This window comes from Pseudomonas sp. QS1027 (genome assembly GCF_002814235.1).
Taxonomy (GTDB): domain Bacteria; phylum Pseudomonadota; class Gammaproteobacteria; order Pseudomonadales; family Pseudomonadaceae; genus Aquipseudomonas.
In genome coordinates, this window is sequence record NZ_PHSU01000003.1 from 579330 (window position 1) to 596813 (window position 17484).

General features: G+C 57.7%; 17 protein-coding genes. 7 read left to right on the top strand and 10 right to left on the bottom strand.

Annotation, left to right across the window (positions count from 1 at the left end):
- Positions 1–26 precede the first annotated feature (26 nt).
- Complete coding sequence (locus CWE01_RS03410; RefSeq protein ID WP_100939102.1) at positions 27–2021, top strand: nucleoside-diphosphate sugar epimerase/dehydratase; 1995 nt, start codon at positions 27–29, stop codon at positions 2019–2021.
- A 65-nt stretch (positions 2022–2086) separates the two neighbouring features.
- Here the strand turns inward: CWE01_RS03410 and CWE01_RS03415 are convergent, their stop codons facing one another.
- From CWE01_RS03415 to CWE01_RS03440, 6 genes are read right to left on the bottom strand one after another with little or no spacing between them, the layout of a single operon-like run.
- The gene (locus tag CWE01_RS03415) at positions 2087–2437 is read right to left on the bottom strand and encodes a GtrA family protein (protein ID WP_218177175.1); all 351 of its coding nucleotides are present in this window, start codon (positions 2435–2437) and stop codon (positions 2087–2089) included.
- A 31-nt stretch (positions 2438–2468) separates the two neighbouring features.
- Positions 2469–3428, bottom strand: a complete 960-nt coding sequence (locus CWE01_RS34060; RefSeq protein WP_100939104.1) for a WxcM-like domain-containing protein — start codon at positions 3426–3428, stop codon at positions 2469–2471.
- Positions 3418–4353 (bottom strand): glycosyltransferase family 2 protein, encoded by a 936-nt coding sequence (locus tag CWE01_RS03425; RefSeq protein ID WP_100939105.1) that lies wholly within the window; start codon positions 4351–4353, stop codon positions 3418–3420. The genes CWE01_RS34060 and CWE01_RS03425 overlap by 11 nt, the downstream gene beginning before the upstream one ends.
- Before the next feature lie 13 nt (positions 4354–4366).
- The gene (locus CWE01_RS03430; protein WP_100939106.1) at positions 4367–5458 is read right to left on the bottom strand and encodes a DegT/DnrJ/EryC1/StrS aminotransferase family protein; all 1092 of its coding nucleotides are present in this window, start codon (positions 5456–5458) and stop codon (positions 4367–4369) included.
- Positions 5455–6534, bottom strand: coding sequence for an acyltransferase (locus CWE01_RS03435; RefSeq protein WP_100939107.1), 1080 nt, complete (start codon positions 6532–6534; stop codon positions 5455–5457). The genes CWE01_RS03430 and CWE01_RS03435 overlap by 4 nt, the downstream gene beginning before the upstream one ends.
- Complete coding sequence (locus CWE01_RS03440; RefSeq protein WP_100939108.1) at positions 6534–8030, bottom strand: hypothetical protein; 1497 nt, start codon at positions 8028–8030, stop codon at positions 6534–6536. The genes CWE01_RS03435 and CWE01_RS03440 overlap by 1 nt, the downstream gene beginning before the upstream one ends.
- Before the next feature lie 235 nt (positions 8031–8265).
- On the opposite strand from CWE01_RS03440, the gene CWE01_RS03445 reads away from it, so the two are divergent.
- Positions 8266–8601, top strand: coding sequence for a ComEA family DNA-binding protein (locus CWE01_RS03445; protein WP_100939109.1), 336 nt, complete (start codon positions 8266–8268; stop codon positions 8599–8601).
- A gap of 66 nt (positions 8602–8667) precedes the next feature.
- Here the strand turns inward: CWE01_RS03445 and CWE01_RS03450 are convergent, their stop codons facing one another.
- Positions 8668–9228, bottom strand: coding sequence for a TetR/AcrR family transcriptional regulator (locus CWE01_RS03450; protein ID WP_100939110.1), 561 nt, complete (start codon positions 9226–9228; stop codon positions 8668–8670).
- A 167-nt stretch (positions 9229–9395) separates the two neighbouring features.
- Here CWE01_RS03450 and CWE01_RS03455 point away from each other — a divergent pair, with 167 nt between their 5' ends.
- Positions 9396–10049: a GntR family transcriptional regulator gene (locus CWE01_RS03455; RefSeq protein WP_100939111.1), complete on the top strand. Its 654-nt coding sequence runs from the start codon at positions 9396–9398 to the stop codon at positions 10047–10049.
- Between the two features lie 15 nt (positions 10050–10064).
- Entirely contained in the window at positions 10065–10916 is an 852-nt protein-coding gene (locus CWE01_RS03460; protein ID WP_100939112.1) for a DUF1989 domain-containing protein, read from the top strand.
- A 17-nt stretch (positions 10917–10933) separates the two neighbouring features.
- Here the strand turns inward: CWE01_RS03460 and CWE01_RS03465 are convergent, their stop codons facing one another.
- Both CWE01_RS03465 and eat read right to left on the bottom strand, forming a co-directional pair.
- On the bottom strand, positions 10934–11101 hold the full coding sequence (locus CWE01_RS03465) for a DUF2897 family protein (RefSeq protein WP_100939113.1): 168 nt from the start codon (positions 11099–11101) through the stop codon (positions 10934–10936).
- A gap of 121 nt (positions 11102–11222) precedes the next feature.
- Positions 11223–12587 carry an ethanolamine permease gene (eat, locus tag CWE01_RS03470; protein ID WP_100939114.1) on the bottom strand — a complete coding sequence of 455 codons (1365 nt, stop codon included), beginning with the start codon at positions 12585–12587 and terminating at the stop codon, positions 11223–11225.
- Between the two features lie 261 nt (positions 12588–12848).
- Here eat and pyrF point away from each other — a divergent pair, with 261 nt between their 5' ends.
- Positions 12849–13547, top strand: coding sequence for an orotidine-5'-phosphate decarboxylase (gene pyrF / locus CWE01_RS03475; RefSeq protein ID WP_177145861.1), 699 nt, complete (start codon positions 12849–12851; stop codon positions 13545–13547).
- 77 nt (positions 13548–13624) lie between these two features.
- Here pyrF and CWE01_RS03480 read toward each other — a convergent pair whose 3' ends face one another.
- Positions 13625–14629, bottom strand: a complete 1005-nt coding sequence (locus CWE01_RS03480) for an NADP-dependent oxidoreductase (RefSeq protein WP_100939116.1) — start codon at positions 14627–14629, stop codon at positions 13625–13627.
- Positions 14630–14864: 235 nt separating this feature from the next.
- Here CWE01_RS03480 and CWE01_RS03485 point away from each other — a divergent pair, with 235 nt between their 5' ends.
- Together CWE01_RS03485 and CWE01_RS03490 are read left to right on the top strand one after the other, a co-directional pair.
- Complete coding sequence (locus tag CWE01_RS03485; protein WP_100939117.1) at positions 14865–15626, top strand: SDR family oxidoreductase; 762 nt, start codon at positions 14865–14867, stop codon at positions 15624–15626.
- A 250-nt stretch (positions 15627–15876) separates the two neighbouring features.
- Positions 15877–17301 carry a PLP-dependent aminotransferase family protein gene (locus CWE01_RS03490; protein WP_100939118.1) on the top strand — a complete coding sequence of 475 codons (1425 nt, stop codon included), beginning with the start codon at positions 15877–15879 and terminating at the stop codon, positions 17299–17301.
- The last annotated feature ends 183 nt before the right edge of the window (positions 17302–17484 follow it).

Here is a 17484-nt window from a genome sequence, read left to right on the forward strand (position 1 = left end):
TTTTGCAGGTAAGCTATAGAGGGGTTATGGATAAGATACGAGCCTATTTGGTAGGCCTTCCGCGTCGAAAAAAGCGCGTTCTGCAGGTGCTCACCGATATCGTCATGGTCTGGGCGGCGCTGTGGATGGCGTTTGTCGTGCGTTTGGGGGTGGGTGACCTGATCAATCCATTTACCCAGCACCGCTGGTTATTTGTTGCCGCCCCGGTTGTCGCAATTCCCCTGTTCATCCGATTCGGCCTGTATCGGGCGGTGATGCGTTATTTCGGCAACGACGCGCTGATCACCATCGTCAAGGCGGTGAGCCTTTCGTCGCTGATCCTGGGGGTGGTCGTCTATGTCTATAGCAACCATCAGGTGGTTGTTCCGCGTTCGATCATCTTCAACTATTGGTGGTTGAGCCTGGTCATGGTCGGTGGCCTGCGGCTTGCCATGCGCCAGTACTTCCTGGGTGACTGGTTTGGTACCGCGCAGCATATGCCGTTCACCAATCGTGATGATGGTCTGCCCAAGGTCGCCATTTACGGCGCCGGCTCGGCGGGGAATCAACTGGTTGCCGCGTTGCGCATGGGTCGTGCCATGCGGCCTGTGGCCTTTATCGATGACGATAGCGGTATTGCCGACCGCAATATCGCCGGCTTGCAAGTCTACAAGCCCAAGCATATCCAGCAGATGATCGATGCCACGGGGGCCCAGGAGATACTCCTGGCGATCCCGTCCTCTTCCCGGGGCCGGCGCCGTGAAATACTGGCCCTGTTGGAAGGTTATCCACTGCATGTTCGAAGTGTGCCGGGTTTCATGGACCTGGCCAGTGGACGGGTCAAGGTCGACGATATCCAGGAAGTTGATATCGCCGATTTGCTCGGACGCGATACTGTCCCTGCTCAAGAGGACCTGCTTGAGCGCTGTATCAAGGGGCGCTCGGTGCTGGTGACGGGCGCCGGCGGCTCAATCGGTTCCGAGTTGTGCCGGCAGATTCTGACGCTTCGCCCCACTACCCTGCTGCTTTACGAGCACAGCGAGTTCAATCTCTACACCATCCTCTCTGAGCTTGAACAGCGTGCTGATCGGGAGTCGCTGTCGGTACGCTTGCTACCGATCCTGGGTTCCGTGCGTAACCAGGACAAGCTGCTGTCGGTCATGAAAACCTGGCATGTCGAGACGGTCTACCATGCGGCGGCCTACAAACATGTGCCGATGGTTGAGCACAATATTGCCGAAGGCGTATTGAACAATGTGATCGGTACCTTGAATACCGCACAAGCGGCCTTGCAGGCGGGTGTCGCAAACTTTGTGCTGATTTCCACCGACAAGGCCGTGCGTCCAACCAATGTGATGGGCAGTACCAAGCGTCTGGCTGAAATGACGCTCCAGGCCCTCAGTCGTGAACTCGCCCCGGTACTCTTTGGCGATCAGGCCAATGTATCGCGGGTGAACAAGACCCGCTTCACCATGGTCCGCTTTGGCAACGTGCTCGGATCCTCGGGGTCTGTTATCCCACTGTTCCACAAGCAAATAAAGATGGGTGGGCCGCTGACCGTTACCCACCCGAAGATCACACGTTATTTCATGACTATCCCGGAGGCGGCGCAACTGGTTATCCAGGCCGGCTCGATGGGGCAGGGTGGTGATGTCTTTGTGCTGGATATGGGCGAGCCTGTCAGGATCGTCGAGCTGGCCGAAAAGATGATTCATCTCTCCGGCTTGAGCGTTCGTACGGACAAGAGTCCCCATGGTGACATCGCGATCGAGTTCACCGGGTTGCGCCCGGGTGAAAAACTTTACGAAGAGTTGCTGATCGGTGACAACGTCGAAGCGACCCAGCACCCGATGATCATGAGCGCCCACGAAGATATGCTTTCCTGGGATGTGCTCAAGTCCAGGCTGTATGAATTGGTGGCTGCGGTTGAGAGTGATGATTACGTGCGCGTACGGCAAATGTTGCGCGATACCGTAAGCGGTTACGCGCCCGATGGTGAGATCGTCGACTGGATATACCAGCAGCGCCGTATGGACACCTGACCGTTGAACACTTGATAAGGGCGTATTTTTGATAGACGACCCCGTACAATGTGATGCTGAATGAGCTAGGTTTGGCGCAGGAGCCAGCGTGTCAGTACGAAAGTAATTGGAATGGTCGCGATGATGACAACGAGGGGGGCGACGCTTTGGGGAATGTCAAAGCGTTCGATGAAGAGGCTCAATAGGACTGCCGATATCAAGTACTGAACCAAATACACCAGTGGAAAGGCGAAGAAACCTTTCCAACTGACAGGGGTCTTGAAAACGATCGTTGCGTTGAACCAGTACGAAAATAGGATGCCGATTGAAAATGCCAAGGCGTACGCAACCTGGTAAGGGATCGCGAACTGAAGGCCAAAATACAAGCCATACGTAAAGGCGGTATTGATGCTGCCGCCTATTATGAATTTGATCAAGTCGATAAATGACCTATGTCTCGACATCCGGTTAAGCCTGTATTTGCGATTTGATCAACGTTATAAAATCGCCGTATTCTCGGATGTAGTCGTCGGCGTCGTAATAGTCAGATGCAAACACCAGCAACATGGCGTCTGGTGAGTACTTGTATTGGATGCACCAGGTTTTTGGAGGTAGATACAAGCCTATGTTTGCTCTATCAAGCGTGATCTCTTCGCGTGTTTCGCCGTCATCCACAACAACGTGAATACTGCCTCTGACAGCAATCAGAAACTGATGGCATTGGTGATGGGCGTGCTCGCCGCGAGTATCAGCAGTGGGGACGTCATAAACCAGAAAATAGCGTTTCGGGTTGAACGGGATTTCACGTTCGAACTCGCCGACGGACAGGTTGCCGCGCAGGTCAGGGACAGCCTTGAATGTATGCAGTGTGACACCGGATACGTTGGTTTTGGTGACTGAGGGCGCTGAGGATACTGGAACCTTCATGTTCTCGCTGGTGGAGTCGACGGCGTCTGCGTAACCAATTATCTTTGCGGGGTTGCCGGCGACGATAGCGAAGGGCGGGACCGAGCGTGTCACGACTGCACCGGCACCCACCATGGCATTTTCGCCGATGATCAGGCCTGGAAGGATGGTTGCATTGGCTCCGATGGTCGCTTTGGTTTTTACCACCGTACGCAGGAACTCGTCAGGGTACTGTTTACTGCGCGGGAAGCGGTCGTTGGTAAAGGTAGCGTTGGGGCCGATGAACACGTCATCCATTATTTCGATGCCGTCCCAGACTTGGACACCACACTTGATAGTGACGCGGTCACCAATGGTCACATCGTTCTCAATGAAAACGTTGTTGCAGATATTACATTCCGAACCGAGGCGGGCCTGTGGCAAAACGTGCGCAAAGGCCCAGATCTTGGTGCCCTTGCCGATGTGGCGAGACTCACAAAGCCCGTTGGGATGAACAAAGTACTCGCTGTTTTCATTTGTCATGATTAAAACTCTCAGTCCTCATTGGGATGGCAAGCGGTCTGGCTTTAGTATTTTCATAGGTGCGCCACGCGTAAGAACCTACAATACCCAGTCCGAACAGGTTAGCCGCTCCCAGGAAGACGATGACATTAATGGTCATCGCGTAACCCGAGACAGTAATCAATCCCATCAGCCGCGCAACAGTCACAACGATGCCGAAGCAGGCTGCCAAAATGGTGGTCATCCCACCCAGGCGTGTAAGCAGGCGGATTGGCAGGTCAGTAAAGGCAAAGATACTGTCCATCATGTAGTTCACTTTCTTGGATAACGTCCAGGCCGATGCGCCGTGCTCACGTTTTAGGCGATTGTAGGAAATGGTCTTGCGGCGATATCCTAGCCAGAAAACTTGTGCAATGAGCGAGCTGTGCCTTTCATCGAGTGTTAGCAACGTATCACGAAAGGCTTTGTTGCAAGCGAAGACGTCCACACCACCTTCCGGTATTTCGGGTACTACGTATCGACGATACAGGCTCCAGAAAGTCTTGGATGCAAGGCGCGAAAGAAGTGGATCGTCCCGTCCTTCGCGAACCCCAAGAACAACATCGTATTGTTCGGTCAATAGTTGTGCGTTCATCTCGAGCACGAGATCCGGTGGTTCTTGCAGGTCCGCAGCCATGACTGCAAAACGATCGCCTCTGCCAGCCCCCAGACCTACCCTAATTGCCGGGAATGAACCGAAGTTACGTGAAAGTAGTACGAGTTGGGATTCGAAGCGTTGCTTTGGCAGTTGTTCTCTCAAGATATCGTAGCAGCGGTCCGGACTGCCATCGATCACAAAAACAGCTTCGAAATCGCCTGCTAGCTTGCTGCTCAGTCCATCGATGGCGATCAACAAATCTGGCAATGAGCTTTCGTTTTTGTAAACGGGAATAACTAGCGTTAGCAAACGATGGTGCTCCTTATTGTTCGAAGTACTTTTTGACGGCTGCAATAACCGACTCTACAGCTTCATCGGTCATGCCGGGGAAGCACGGTAGGGTCAACAGCTTTTGGCACGAGCTGTTGGTGACCGCCATGGAGCCGGCAATAAGAGACTGAGGGTAGGCCACCTGTTGATGATCTGGAATGGGGTAGTGAATTTCTGTAGCAACACCATGGGCCTTGAGGAACTCGCGTAGTGCTTCGCGGCGGTGGATACGTGTAACGTAAAGGTGTGCGGCAAATGATTCATCTACAAATGGCAATGCATCAAAGCCCAAGCCTGAAAAAGCTTCGTTGTAGCGAGAGGCAATGTCTCGGCGAGCGACGTTCCAAGTATCGAGCAGAGGCAATTTGATTCGCAAAATAGCCGCTTGAATTTCATCCAGGCGGCTGTTTTTGCCTCCGGTGTGACCTACGTGATATTTCGACGACCAGCCATATTGGCGAATGGCTTTGAGCCGGGTCGCCAACTTGTCATTATTGGTCACTACTGCACCGCCATCGCCCATGGCACCAAGATTTTTGGTTGGGTAGAAACTGAAGCATGCCGCATCGCCCCAGCTGCCTGCTTGTCGGCCCTCCAGTTTTGCACCATGGGATTGTGCACAGTCTTCAATCAGCGTCACACCAGCGTCGTGGGTCAGAGCCAGCAACTCTTTGATGTTCGCCATTTGCCCATAAAGGTGAGTCACGATGACACATCTGGGTTTCTGTTTAAGAGCTTCGGCCAAGGCATTTACGGACATGGTCATGCAGGATGGGGCGATGTCGACATACAGCGGCACCGCCCCGACGGCATGGATCGCAGTGCTGCTGTAGAAGCCGGCGTTGGCAACGGTCACGACCAGATCACCGGGTTCGACGCCAACGCTGCGCAAGGCGATTTCAATGGCATCAGTACCATTGGCCATGGATATACAATGGCCGACGCCCACGTAGTCGGCAAACTCCGATTCGAAACCGGTTACTTCTTCTCCCAGAACATACCAGTGGCGATCAAGGACTTTCTTGACCGCGCCAAGCAGGTCCAGATTTTTGTTCATCGCCACGTCTGAAAAGAGGGGGATCATAGTAATGCTCCTTGCGTGCTCAAGTCGGAGTTGAGTGGGGGCGTTTCAGACTTTCTGAAAAAGATTTTTTTGAGGCGCAGGGCTCTTTTTTCGACAAGATGCCAGGAAGCAATACCACATAGCAGTGCAATCGTGCTGGCGGTCAGGAAGTTTTGAGTTCCTGAGAACTGTGGAAATGCCCAGGCCGTCAATTGCTGTGCCGGCCAGCCGTAGAGATAGACTCCGTAGGAGTAATCGCCCCATTTATCCAGCCATGCGAACTGCTTGAAAAAGCTGACCGTGCAGAAGAAGGTCACGAGCAGCAAAATGTACCCGTAGGCAAATTTATCAGTACCCAGGGTGATACCGGCCAGAAACAGCGCGATCAGCATGAAATAGGGGCTGACCGGCACACTGTCGCGATTGATGTAGAGGAAAGAGCCAATATAGAACAGCAAGCAAACGTGCAAGTTGGTTTTGCTGCTCAAGGCGTCGGGCAAGTACGACTTGTCGTTCCAGAACACTACGAGTAATACGAAAAACACGGTGTTGAAAAGGGCACGGCTGCGCATGATCCCGAAGAGATAAACAAACAGCACGATGATGTACAGCCATACTTCGATCAGGACCGACCAGATCGAACCATTCACGGCCTGGTTGAGGTTCTGGGTGAAGACACCCGGCAGGAAAAACCCTCCCTGGTAGGTGAATGCCAGCCCTTTGAAGTAAGTCCAAACGGCTCCGTTGGTCAGGTATTCGCCTACGGGCAGTGTTGTCACAATACTGCCCAGGACAAAGGTGACCAGAATCATGTTGACCCAAAGTGCCGGATAGATTCGCAACACTCGGGAAATCACGTAATGCTTCGCCCCGCTGTTCAGGATGCTAGCGGTGACCAGAAAACCACTGATCAGGAAGAACAGGTCAACTGCAACGCCGCCAATGTAGGCGTAGCCGGTCGTCTTTGTGACCCAGTCTGCCGGCACTCCGGCCACAATTGCAGGCGTGTGGCCGTAGATGACCGAGAGTGCCGCCATAAGCCGGATAAAGGTCAGGTTGTTATTTTTGCCAACGAATAGATCTGCCAGTGTGCGCATTACTCAGCCTTTGTGAGTGATAGTTTCAGGCAATTCGTATTTACCTCGGATGGATCTGTTACGACGATCCGTCCCCTGGAGAATGCTGCGCCTTGTAGAAAACCCGGGTAGAGCGGGGAGGTTTTATCGATAACGATGTTCCATACCGTGTGCAGGTCCATCACGCTGTCGAGATACTGGCCGCCATGCATGTACCAGGGCGAAAAACTATCGGCCCCATACACACAGGCCGAAGGGGCTGCGTTGATGGCGACTTTGTTGTCTTCAAGGAGTTTGAATACCTTGCTGTTGTTGGACTCCAGTGCGTCATACCAGTGACCGACACTGAAGCGCCTCGGCGTATCGGTGAGATACAGCGGAATGACGAGGGCGGCTAGTGCGGCACAAACCAGATAAGTGCGCGGGCGCGTCACCGTGTTCATGTTCAGCAGCTCTGTCAGCGCAACATAAACAGAACCGATGATGAACGGTAGCCAAATCAGCTCGTAGTAAGGGTTCACGTGATTTGGCAGCACTGAATAGGGGGCGATCAGCGTCAGCACCGCACCCACGATATAGAGTGTTTTGGGTAGTGTTCTGTCACGCAGCAGCACAATCATTGCCACGATGCTTGAAAAAATCAGGGTCATGGAAATGATCAGGCCATGCACCATCATCACCGGGTGCTCGTCCCACCTCAGATAACGCCAGACGGTGGCTGCCACCCTGCTTGGTGAAATATCAACGAGGTACGGGGATTGTGCATCGCTGATCCCCAGGAAGGGGGATGCCGCGATGAACTTCGAGCCCGCCACGATCAGCAGGGAAATAGCCAGGCCGACCAAGCCAACCAGGAGGCGTTTGTTGAGTGCCTTTTTTGATTTGAACAGGATATAGGCGAAAGAGAACGCGTAGAAAAGGATGAAGTCTTCCTTTGCCAGTGTGGACAGCAGCAGCAAGGCCGCAGAAACGTACAGCCAGGTATCGTTCTCCTGGCGATCATCCTTGAACAGGCAATAGACCGCTGCCAGCCCCAGGCAGCCGGACATCATGTGGGTCACCATGCCGGTGTAACGAGCATACTCGGCCACGATCGGGCTCGAGAGTGACGCTGTCGCGAACAGCGCCAGGGTGATCCAGTATTGGCGGGGCTGCACCACTTCAATCAGGATCTTCCAGCACAGGAACACATAAGTGGCAGTGAGGATCCGTACGCTCCAGATCAGCCAGTCCGGCCCCAGCGATGACAGTACGAAGATCAGCCATGTCGACAAGGGGCGGATCCACGACCAGGCGACTCCATTGGCCAGAAACGAATAGTTGTTGTAATCGTCGTGGTGGATGGGAATAGAGTTCGGCAGAAGACCCGAAACAGAGTAATAAGCCATCCAGTAGAAGACGGCTGAAATCAAGGCAAACGAAAGGATATTCAGATGCCGTGAAAAAAGCGGTTTGGGCATCGGGCTGATTGAATGACTCATTTGTTCTCGATGTTCCTCTGGGTGTGCGCTGTCCATGTGCCTCCTTTGGTTTCATCGGTGGCTTGTTCTGCTCGGCGGATGCCTGGCGGTCAGTGCTGCGGCGTGGGTTGAACAGGGCCAGGTAAATCGGCTTGCTTGCATGGGCCCCGTTGCATTTATAGTTTCATATCCTGTAACGGACACACTTTTGACAGCACCACCCCATCGCCTAAGTTTGGGAGGCAGCTTCGGAAAAGCTGCTTCAACCCCTCGATCTCATGGAGTGTCACTTATGCGTACAAGCTTTTTCTCTTCCCTCGCTTTCGTCCTGCTGCTGGGTATCACGGGTGTGGTCAATTCGGCACCGACCGCGACTACCAAGACCGACTCGTCGGTTCCTGCTTCAAGCCCGGCGGCAAGCGCCACGTCCGGCAAGCTCAACCTCAACACCGCCGATGCCCAAACCATCCAGCACGAACTCTCCGGCATAGGTGAGGCCAAGGCCCAGGCCATTGTCGCCTATCGTGAGGCGAATGGCCCTTTCTCTTCAGTGGATGAGTTGCTCGAAGTCAAAGGTATCGGCAAATCGCTGCTCGACAAAAATCGCGACAAGCTCGATATCAACTGAGTACGCGCTATCGGGAGAAGAGGTCTATCCCATGATCGGCCTCTTCTCAAGGTGTAAAGCGGTGTCTTACTCCACCTGATCCTTCAAGTGCGCCTTCGTCACCGCCAGTATCTTTTGCGCCAGGGCCTCATCCTCGGCACTCCTGGACAACACCAGGGCGCCCACCAGCGTCGCCAGCATGACAATGCTCTGATCCTGGGCGTCCGGCCCTGACCCCAGAGCTTCCTCCACCTGCTTGAGTCGCGACTCGATCACCGTATCCGTTGTCGGGCTCGGCTCGCCTCGCTGACCCAACTCCAGGCACATGGTCGGTAGTGGGCAGCCGTGATCCGGGGTGGTCAGGTGCCACTCGGACAGATAGCTGTCGATAAACGCCTGCAACGGCTTGTCCTGGCTGAACAGCGTATCGCAGTGCACATCCAGTTCGGCCGCCGCTTCCTGCAATGCCTTCTCCACCAGCTCATCCTTGGATTTGAAATGCGCGTAGAAGCCACCATGGGTCAGCCCCAGTGCCTTCATCAGGGGTTGCAGGCCGGTCGCACCAATGCCATCACGGCGGAAGCGTGCGGCGGCTTCCCGGATGATGCGTTCGTGGGTCTGGGCTTTGTGGTCTTGTGAATACCGCATGGCGGGTTCTCCGAATCGTTAAGCCATGATAACCGTGACGTGTAGGCGATTTGTCATGTTTTTTCAAGGGCGCATGCAGCCAATGGAAAAAATCCGAAACCATGGACCTGGCATGAATAGTGATTACCCATTGATCTACGATTGTTGAACAATCCAAGGCGATGATCATGAGTACACAGCTGTCCCTGGCCGACCAGATTACCCTGGAGTTGCGTGCCGATATCATCGGTGGCCGCCTGCTGCCGGGCATGCCGTTGGTCGAGAACGATCTGGTCAATACCTACAACGCTTCGCGCAACACGATTCGAGAGGCGCTCCATCGGCTCGGCCAGGAAGGCCTGGCACGTTACGTCCGGAACAAGGGCGTGATGGTGCGCCGCCTCGGCGTCGAGGAGGTACGCGATCTGTTCCAAGTGCGCCGCACCCTGGAGCTGCAGGCCATCGCCCTGAGCAAACCCCTGCGCGAATACCAGTCCGACCGCATGCTCGAGTCCATCGAGGCCGCCGAGTTGGCTCGCGAGCGCGAGGATTGGCGGGCCCTGGGCACCCACAGCCTGGCGTTTCATCAACATATCGTCGGCTTGATGCGCAGTCCGCTGTTCGACGAGTTTTTTACCAATATCGTTGCGCAGTTGCGCCTGGTGTTTTGTTCGGCGCCCGATGAGCAGCGTTTCCAAGCGCCCTGGCTGGCGCGTGATCGTTATATCCACGACCTGCTCGCCGAGGGTGACAAGCACGCCGCCGGGGAGGCGATGAGCCTGTACCTCGACGATTCCGAGCAGATGCTGCTCGACTTTTTAAGCCGTCCTTCCCATCACTGATCGAGGATCCTGAGCATGTACAAAGACTATCCCGCCGCCTATCAGGTCAGCAAAGGCTCGGCCTTGCAGGTGGATACCGCGTTTTATGAGCGCATTCGCGAGGAAAAGGGGGCTCGTACGCTGATCGAGCAGTTCGAGGTGCCGATTCGTACCGGGCGTGCCTGGAAGGTGCCCGCCGGCCATGTATTCCGGGTAACCACGCCGGTCGGTCCGCAGGTCGGCGATTTCAACGTCTGGAATGCCAACGACCCGCGCGAGCGCCTCTGGGCGGCCCGCACCCGTCAGTTGCAAGGGGCCCATGTCAGCACCCATGACCGGCTCTGGTCGAACCTGCCGTTCCTTCGTCCGCTGGTCACCATCACCGATGACAGCCTGGCCGGGTACGGGATCGACGAGCATGGCGGACGTCTGCACGATCTGCTGGGGACACGCTGTGATCCGTATGTGAACAAGATGCTCACAGGGGAAGACTTCCACCATCACTGTCACTCGAACCTGACCCGCGCCGTCCTGCCGTATGGCTTGACCGAGTTTGATGTCCACGACGTGCTGAATATCTTCCAGTGCACAGGGCTCAATCACGACGACATGTATTTCATGAAAGCCTGTCCGGCGCAGAAGGGCGACTACCTGGAGTTCTTCGCCGAGATCGATCTGCTGTGTGCGCTGTCGACCTGTCCGGGTGGCGACCTCTCGCTGCCGATGTGGGGGCCTGAGGCGCAGGACCCCCTCAGCGTCTGTCGCCCATTGGGGGTGGAAGTCTATCGGCTGGAGCCGTCATTGCTCGAAGGCTGGAGCCAGCCTGAACGAGCGGCTTACAAAGGTCAGCATGGCTTGCATATCGCCAAGGCTGCCTGGGAGAAATAACCTGCGGGAATGGGCGGTCAGCGATCCTTCGCGTCCTGGGCGTCCATCTCGGCATTACGTTCCTCGACGCGCCGACGTTGTTCGTCGGTCAGCTCCACTTTGTTCGCGGTGTCACGCAACATCATCAGTCCGCCGACGATGGAGCCGATGGCGACGACGATGATCAGCCAGGCATACCAGGGCATAAGGTTCTCCTAGATGGGCCGTTTGCGCATGAGCATTTCATCCGCAAGGTCGGCCCTTACCACTTCGAGTCAAAAGATTTCTCGGTGGTTCCATTGTAAGCCTGATCTGCCCGAATAGCCCTTAAAGCCCGGTCAGCATCGCGTCGGCCGGCGCCGCGGCACGCGATTGCCCGGTCAACAGGAAGTAGAGGAAGCCCGCGGCCATGAAGCCGAGGAAAATCAGGCCGATCAGCGTGTTGAACCAGGCCATCGCGATCAGGCACACCACCGCCAGGACCAGCGCGATCCCCGGCACGATCGGATAACCCGGTGCGCGGAAGCTGCGTTCCAGATTGGGTTCGGTTTTACGCAGTTTGAACAGACTGAGCATGCTGATGATGTACATCACGATGGCGCCGAACACCGACATGGTGATCATCGCTGCCGTCAAACTCATGCCCTGCAGGTTGACCAGGCCGTCGCTGTAGATTGCCGCGATGCCGATCAGGCCACCGGCAATAATGGCCCGGTGCGGGGTCTGGAAGCGTGACAGCTTGGCCAGGTAGGCGGGCAGGTAACCGGCCCGGGCCAGGGCGAAGAACTGCCGCGAGTAGCCGAGAATGATGCCGTGGAAGCTCGCCACCAGGCCGAACAGGCCGATCCATACCAGCATGTGCATCCAGCTGGAGTTGCTGCCCACTACCGCTTTCATTGCCTGGGGCAACGGGTCGTTGATGTTCGACAGCTGGCGCCAGTCGCCGACACCGCCGGCCATCACCATCACGCCGAGGGCCAGGAATACCAGGGTCAGGATGCCGCCGACATAGGCTTTGGGAATGGTGCGCTTGGGGTCCTTGGCTTCTTCGGCGGCCATGGCCGCGCCTTCGATGGCCAGGAAGAACCAGATCGCAAAGGGGATCGCGGCAAAGATGCCGGGGATCGAGTCGATGCTGAAGTTGCTCGAGCCGGACCAGCCGTTGAGCACGAAATTGCTGAAACTGAAGCCCGGCGCGACCACGCCCATGAACACCAGCAACTCGGCTACTGCCAGTACCGTCACCACCAGTTCGAAGGTGGCGGCGATGCTGACGCCAAGGATATTCAGGCCCATGAACACCACATAGGCGCCGACGGCGGCCAGGCGCGGGTCGAGGTCCGGGTACTGGACGTTCAGATAGGCGCCGATGGCCATGGCGATGGCCGGTGGAGCGAAGACGAATTCGATCAGGGTGGCAATCCCTGCGATCAGCCCGCCGCGTTCGCCAAAGGCCCGACGGCTGTAGGCAAAGGGCCCGCCAGCGTGGGGAATCGCGGTGGTCAGCTCGGTGAAACTGAAGATGAAGCAGGTGTACATGGTCGCCACCAGCAGGGTGGTGATGAGAAAGCCCAGGGTACCGGCGGTCCCCCAACCGTAGCTCCAGCCAAAATATTCCCCGGAGATCACCAGTCCGACCGCGATCCCCCACAGGTGCAGCGTGCCCAGCGTGGGCTTGAGTTGTGTGTTCATACGTTTCTCCCTGAACGGTTTGTTTATTGCTCGGCTCAGGGGATTGCAGTGGACGTGCCAGCCGCCAGGATCGCGTCGTTATCTGCGAAAAGCTGTCGTATCGAGGACGTTTCGCCGATGTTCGCCTGGGTTTCGACTTGCTTTGGTGCGAGCTCGGGCATTTATGGCGCATCGGGACTAGATTTACCGATCACCGGGTCCCGATACGCCCCGGGTTCCGCTACAATGCGCGCCGATTTCGACTTGCCAGAGAGCCCGCCCATGTCCGCCTGCCAGACGCCTATCATCGTCGCCCTGGATTTCCCCTCCCGTGACGCCGCCCTGAAGCTGGCCGATCAACTGGACCCGAAGCTGTGCCGGGTCAAGGTCGGCAAGGAGCTGTTCACCAGTTGCGCGGCGGAAATTGTCGGCACCCTGCGTGACAAGGGCTTCGAGGTGTTCCTCGACCTGAAATTCCACGATATTCCCAACACTACGGCCATGGCGGTCAAGGCGGCGGCGGAGATGGGCGTGTGGATGGTCAACGTGCATTGCTCCGGCGGCCTGCGCATGATGGCGGCGTGCCGTGAGGTGCTGGACCAGCGCAGCGGCCCGCAGCCGTTGTTGATCGGCGTGACCGTGCTGACCAGCATGGAGCGCGAGGACCTGGCCGGTATCGGCCTGGATGTCGATCCGCAGGTGCAGGTGTTGCGTCTGGCGGCGTTGGCGGAAAAGGCCGGGATGGATGGCCTGGTGTGCTCGGCCCTGGAAGCCACGGCGCTCAAGAGTGCTCATCCGGGCTTGCAGTTGGTGACCCCGGGGATTCGTCCGGCGGGCAGTGCCCAGGACGATCAGCGTCGTATCCTGACCCCTCGTCAGGCCCTGGATGCCGGTTCCGATTACCTGGTCATCGGTCGCCCGATCAGCCAGGCGGCCGATCCGGCCCAGGCGCTGGCGGCGGTAGTGGCCGAACTGGCCTGATTGGGTGGCGGGCTTGTCGCGGGCAATCGGTCGATAGTCGATTGCCCGAGACAAGAGTTACCTGAAAAAACGTCGGCTCAGACCTTCAGCACCAACTTGCCGAAATTCTCCCCGCTGAACAGCTTCATCAGCGTTTCCGGAAAGGTCTCCAGGCCTTCGACGATATCTTCCTTGCTCTTGAGCTGGCCCTTGGCGATCCAGCCGGCCATTTCCTGTCCGGCCGCGGCGAAGCGACTGGCGTAGTCCATCACCACGAAGCCTTCCATGCGCGCGCGATTGACCAGCAGCGCCAGATAATTGGCCGGGCCTTTCACCGCTTCCTTGTTGTTGTACTGGCTGATGGCACCGCAGATCACCACGCGCGCCTTGAAGTTCAGGCGGGTCAGCACCGCGTCGAGAATGTCGCCCCCGACGTTGTCGAAATACACGTCGACGCCTTTCGGACATTCACGTTTCAGGCCGGCGCCAACGTCCTCGCTCTTGTAGTCGATGGCCCCATCGAAGCCCAGTTCGTCGATCAGGAACTGGCACTTCTCGGCACCGCCGGCAATCCCCACCACTCGGCAACCCTTGAGCTTGGCAATCTGCCCGGCAATGCTGCCGACCGCGCCGGCCGCACCGGAGATCACCACGGTTTCGCCGTCTTTCGGCGCACCGACATCCAGCAGGGCGAAGTAGGCGGTCATGCCGGTCATGCCCAGGGCGGACAGGTAGCGCGGCAGCGGCGCCAGTGTCGGGTCGACCTTGTAGAAGCCCTTCGGCTCACCGAGGAAATAGTCCTGTACTCCCAGGGCACCGTTGACATGGTCGCCGACGGCAAAGCCGGGGTGGTTGGACGCCACGACTTTTCCGACGCCCAAGGCGCGCATCACCTCGCCAATGCCCACCGGCGGGATGTAGGACTTGCCCTCGTTCATCCAGCCGCGCATGGCCGGGTCCAGGGACAGGTATTCGTTCTTGACCAGGATCTGGCCCGCTCCCGGTTCGCCCACCGGCACTTGCTGGTAGGTGAAGGTCTCGCGGGTCGCAGGGCCGACCGGGCGCTTGGCCAGCAGGAATTGGCGATTGTTCTGGGTGGTCATGGCAGGCACTCGAAGATCAATGAAGTCTTGTTGATAGACCCTCATCGCGCAGACAGCAAGTTTTGCAGGCAAGGCGAATAGGGCGTGATCCACTTCAATGATGAAAGTCCCCATAACCTTATCACTGCAACGCATAAGCTATTAACCGGGCTTCTGATAGTGCTGCCGCGACGGTTGCCGCGCTGGCTAGACTGAGAGCACAGCAGCCCTTTCGTATTGCATTGAGGACATACCCATGAGCATGACGTTTTCCGGCCAGGTAGCCCTGGTGACCGGCGCAGCGGCCGGCATTGGCCGTGCGACCGCCCAGGCGTTTGCCGCCGAAGGCCTGAAGGTGGTCGTTGCCGACCTCGACGTTACCGGCGGTGAGGGCACGGTCGAGCTGATCCGCGCCGCGGGCGGCGATGCCGTGTTCGTGCGTTGCAATGTCACCCAGGAAGCCGATGTGCAAAACCTCATGGCCCAGGCTGTGAACGCCTACGGACGGGTGGACTACGCCTTCAACAATGCCGGTATCGAGATCGAGAAAGGCCGACTGGCCGACGGTACCCTGGACGAGTTCGATGCGATCATGGGCGTCAATGTCAAAGGCGTCTGGCTGTGCATGAAGTACCAGTTGCCGCTGATGCTGGCCCAGGGTGGTGGTGCCATCGTCAACACCGCCTCGGTAGCCGGCCTGGGCGCGGCGCCGAAGATGAGTATCTACGCGGCTTCCAAGCACGCCGTCATCGGCCTGACCAAGTCGGCGGCCATCGAGTACGCGAAGAAGAAAATCCGCGTCAATGCCGTCTGCCCGGCGGTGATCGATACCGATATGTTCCGTCGCGCCTATGAGGCTGATCCGAAGAAGGCTGAATTTGCCGCGGCCATGCATCCGGTCGGGCGCATCGGCAAGGTCGAGGAGATCGCCAGCGCGGTGCTTTATCTGTGCAGTGACGGTGCCGCTTTCACCACCGGTCATGCCCTGGCCGTGGACGGCGGAGCCACCGCGATTTGAGCTGTCGCTCGCTTCGCCCCGGTTCGTAGCCCTTTTGCAAGGAACCCGCCTAATGGCGGGTTTTTTTATGTCCGCCGGTGTTGGAAATCCGGTCGGTACATTCGCCCGCACGCGTCAGTCGGTGTCTTCAGGGCCCGGCGGGCGGGCCTTACAAGGCGGGGGCGAGAGGCTTTTTGTGCAAGCAAGACCCCCGGGCTTTTGTGTTTAACTGTTTAACGAGAAATAACAATGGGTTGGAGCGTCAAACAGAATGGATTTGGAAATTGATCGGCAGGCGCTGGTCCCCGTCGTGCAGCAAATCGTCAACGCCGTGGTCGAGTGGATTCGTTGCCAGCGCGCAGGCCCCGGGACTCGCCTGCCATCGGTTCGGCAGCTGGCCAAGGACAACTCCCTCAGCCAGGCGAATGTCCTTGAAGCCTGCCAGCGCCTGGTGGCGCAGGGCGTGCTGACACCGCGCAACGGCTCGGCCTTTATTGTCTCTGATGCCCATGGTGATGCCGGAGACAACGGCGAGCCGCAGTGGTACGAAGGCCTGGAAGCGGAGTGGGGCGCCTTCAGCGAACATCCCCTGGGCGAGTTGAAGCTGGGCTGCGGCTGGGTACCCGAAAGCTGGCGCGAGAGCGATGACATCGCCTATGCGATTCGCCAGGTCAGTCGTACGCAGATGCATGGGATGTTCAGCTACAGCACGCCCCAGGGGCTGTTGGCCTTGCGTCAACAGATCCAGAAGCGCCTGGCGCAAAAGGGCATTGCCTGCGCCCCCGAGCAGATACTGACGACCCATGGTGTCACCCAGGCGCTGGATCTGCTGGTGCGTCAGTTGCTCAAGCCGGGTGACTGCGTCCTGGTGGAAACACCGGGCTACGCCAACCTGTACAAATTGCTGGCGCTGCAGGGGGTCAAGCTGCTGGAGGTGGAGCGCACGCAGTCCGGGCCGGACATGGAGCAGTTATCCAGGCTGTTGCAGCAGTACCGTCCGCGCTGCCTGTTCATCAACAGCCTCTACCACAACCCGACCGGGACCAGCCTGACCCTGGCGGTGGCCACGCAGTTGTTGCAGCTGGCCCAGACCCATGACTTCCTGATCGTCGAAGACGCTATCTACAGCGATTTGCAAAACGGGCCCGGCGTACAACTGGCCGCCCTGGATGGCGCCCAGCGGGTGATCTACGTCGGTGGCTTTTCGAAAACCCTGAGCAGTTCGTTGCGGGTCGGATTCGTCCGCGCCCGGGGCGAACTGATCCAGCGCCTGGCGCAAGTGAAGATGATCACCAGCCTCGGCGCCTCGCGCTTTGCCGAGTGTGTGGTCGCCATGCTGCTGGCCAATGGCACCTATCGCAAGTTGGTGCAGCGACTGCGCCAGCGCCTGAGCGTGGAGCGGGTCACCACCCTGGACACCTTGGAGCGGGCGGGCTGGGAGGTGTTCACCGAGCCTGCCGGCGGCATGTTCATCTGGGCCCGCAGCCCGGGCTATCCTCTGGCGCAAGTCCTGGCCCGGGCGCGCAAGCTGGGGGTGCTGCTGGCCCCGGGCGATGCCTTTATGCCGCAGGGTAAAAGCAGTGACTGGCTGAGGATAAATGTGGCCTATGCTTCGGACCTGCGCGCGCAGAAGTTCTTCCGTCTGCTGGGGGGCGCCGAATCGACCTCGACCATCCTGAAAGCGACGCGGATGTAGCTTTTGGCCATTATTCCGGCGCCAAAGGCTTGTGCTTTACCCGTCCCGATTGCGAATCTGCATGAATCTTGAATGGGCGTGTGCACCTTCAGCATTCTAATCGGGGATTAAGCGCCATGATTTCTGCCGTGCAAGGACGTTTCGCCAATCTCGGTATGGCCAAGAAATTGGGTATCGGGTTTG

Coding starts and splice junctions, on each gene's coding strand:
- CWE01_RS03410 (WP_100939102.1), top strand. CDS start 27: ATGGATAAGATACGAGCCTATTTGGTAGGCCTTCCGCGTCGAAAAAAG.
- CWE01_RS34060 (WP_100939104.1), bottom strand. CDS start 3,428: ATGACAAATGAAAACAGCGAGTACTTTGTTCATCCCAACGGGCTTTGT.
- CWE01_RS03430 (WP_100939106.1), bottom strand. CDS start 5,458: ATGATCCCCCTCTTTTCAGACGTGGCGATGAACAAAAATCTGGACCTG.
- CWE01_RS03435 (WP_100939107.1), bottom strand. CDS start 6,534: ATGCGCACACTGGCAGATCTATTCGTTGGCAAAAATAACAACCTGACC.
- CWE01_RS03440 (WP_100939108.1), bottom strand. CDS start 8,030: ATGGACAGCGCACACCCAGAGGAACATCGAGAACAAATGAGTCATTCA.
- CWE01_RS03445 (WP_100939109.1), top strand. CDS start 8,266: ATGCGTACAAGCTTTTTCTCTTCCCTCGCTTTCGTCCTGCTGCTGGGT.
- CWE01_RS03450 (WP_100939110.1), bottom strand. CDS start 9,228: ATGCGGTATTCACAAGACCACAAAGCCCAGACCCACGAACGCATCATC.
- CWE01_RS03455 (WP_100939111.1), top strand. CDS start 9,396: ATGAGTACACAGCTGTCCCTGGCCGACCAGATTACCCTGGAGTTGCGT.
- CWE01_RS03460 (WP_100939112.1), top strand. CDS start 10,065: ATGTACAAAGACTATCCCGCCGCCTATCAGGTCAGCAAAGGCTCGGCC.
- CWE01_RS03465 (WP_100939113.1), bottom strand. CDS start 11,101: ATGCCCTGGTATGCCTGGCTGATCATCGTCGTCGCCATCGGCTCCATC.
- eat (WP_100939114.1), bottom strand. CDS start 12,587: ATGAACACACAACTCAAGCCCACGCTGGGCACGCTGCACCTGTGGGGG.
- pyrF (WP_177145861.1), top strand. CDS start 12,849: ATGTCCGCCTGCCAGACGCCTATCATCGTCGCCCTGGATTTCCCCTCC.
- CWE01_RS03480 (WP_100939116.1), bottom strand. CDS start 14,629: ATGACCACCCAGAACAATCGCCAATTCCTGCTGGCCAAGCGCCCGGTC.
- CWE01_RS03485 (WP_100939117.1), top strand. CDS start 14,865: ATGAGCATGACGTTTTCCGGCCAGGTAGCCCTGGTGACCGGCGCAGCG.
- CWE01_RS03490 (WP_100939118.1), top strand. CDS start 15,877: ATGGATTTGGAAATTGATCGGCAGGCGCTGGTCCCCGTCGTGCAGCAA.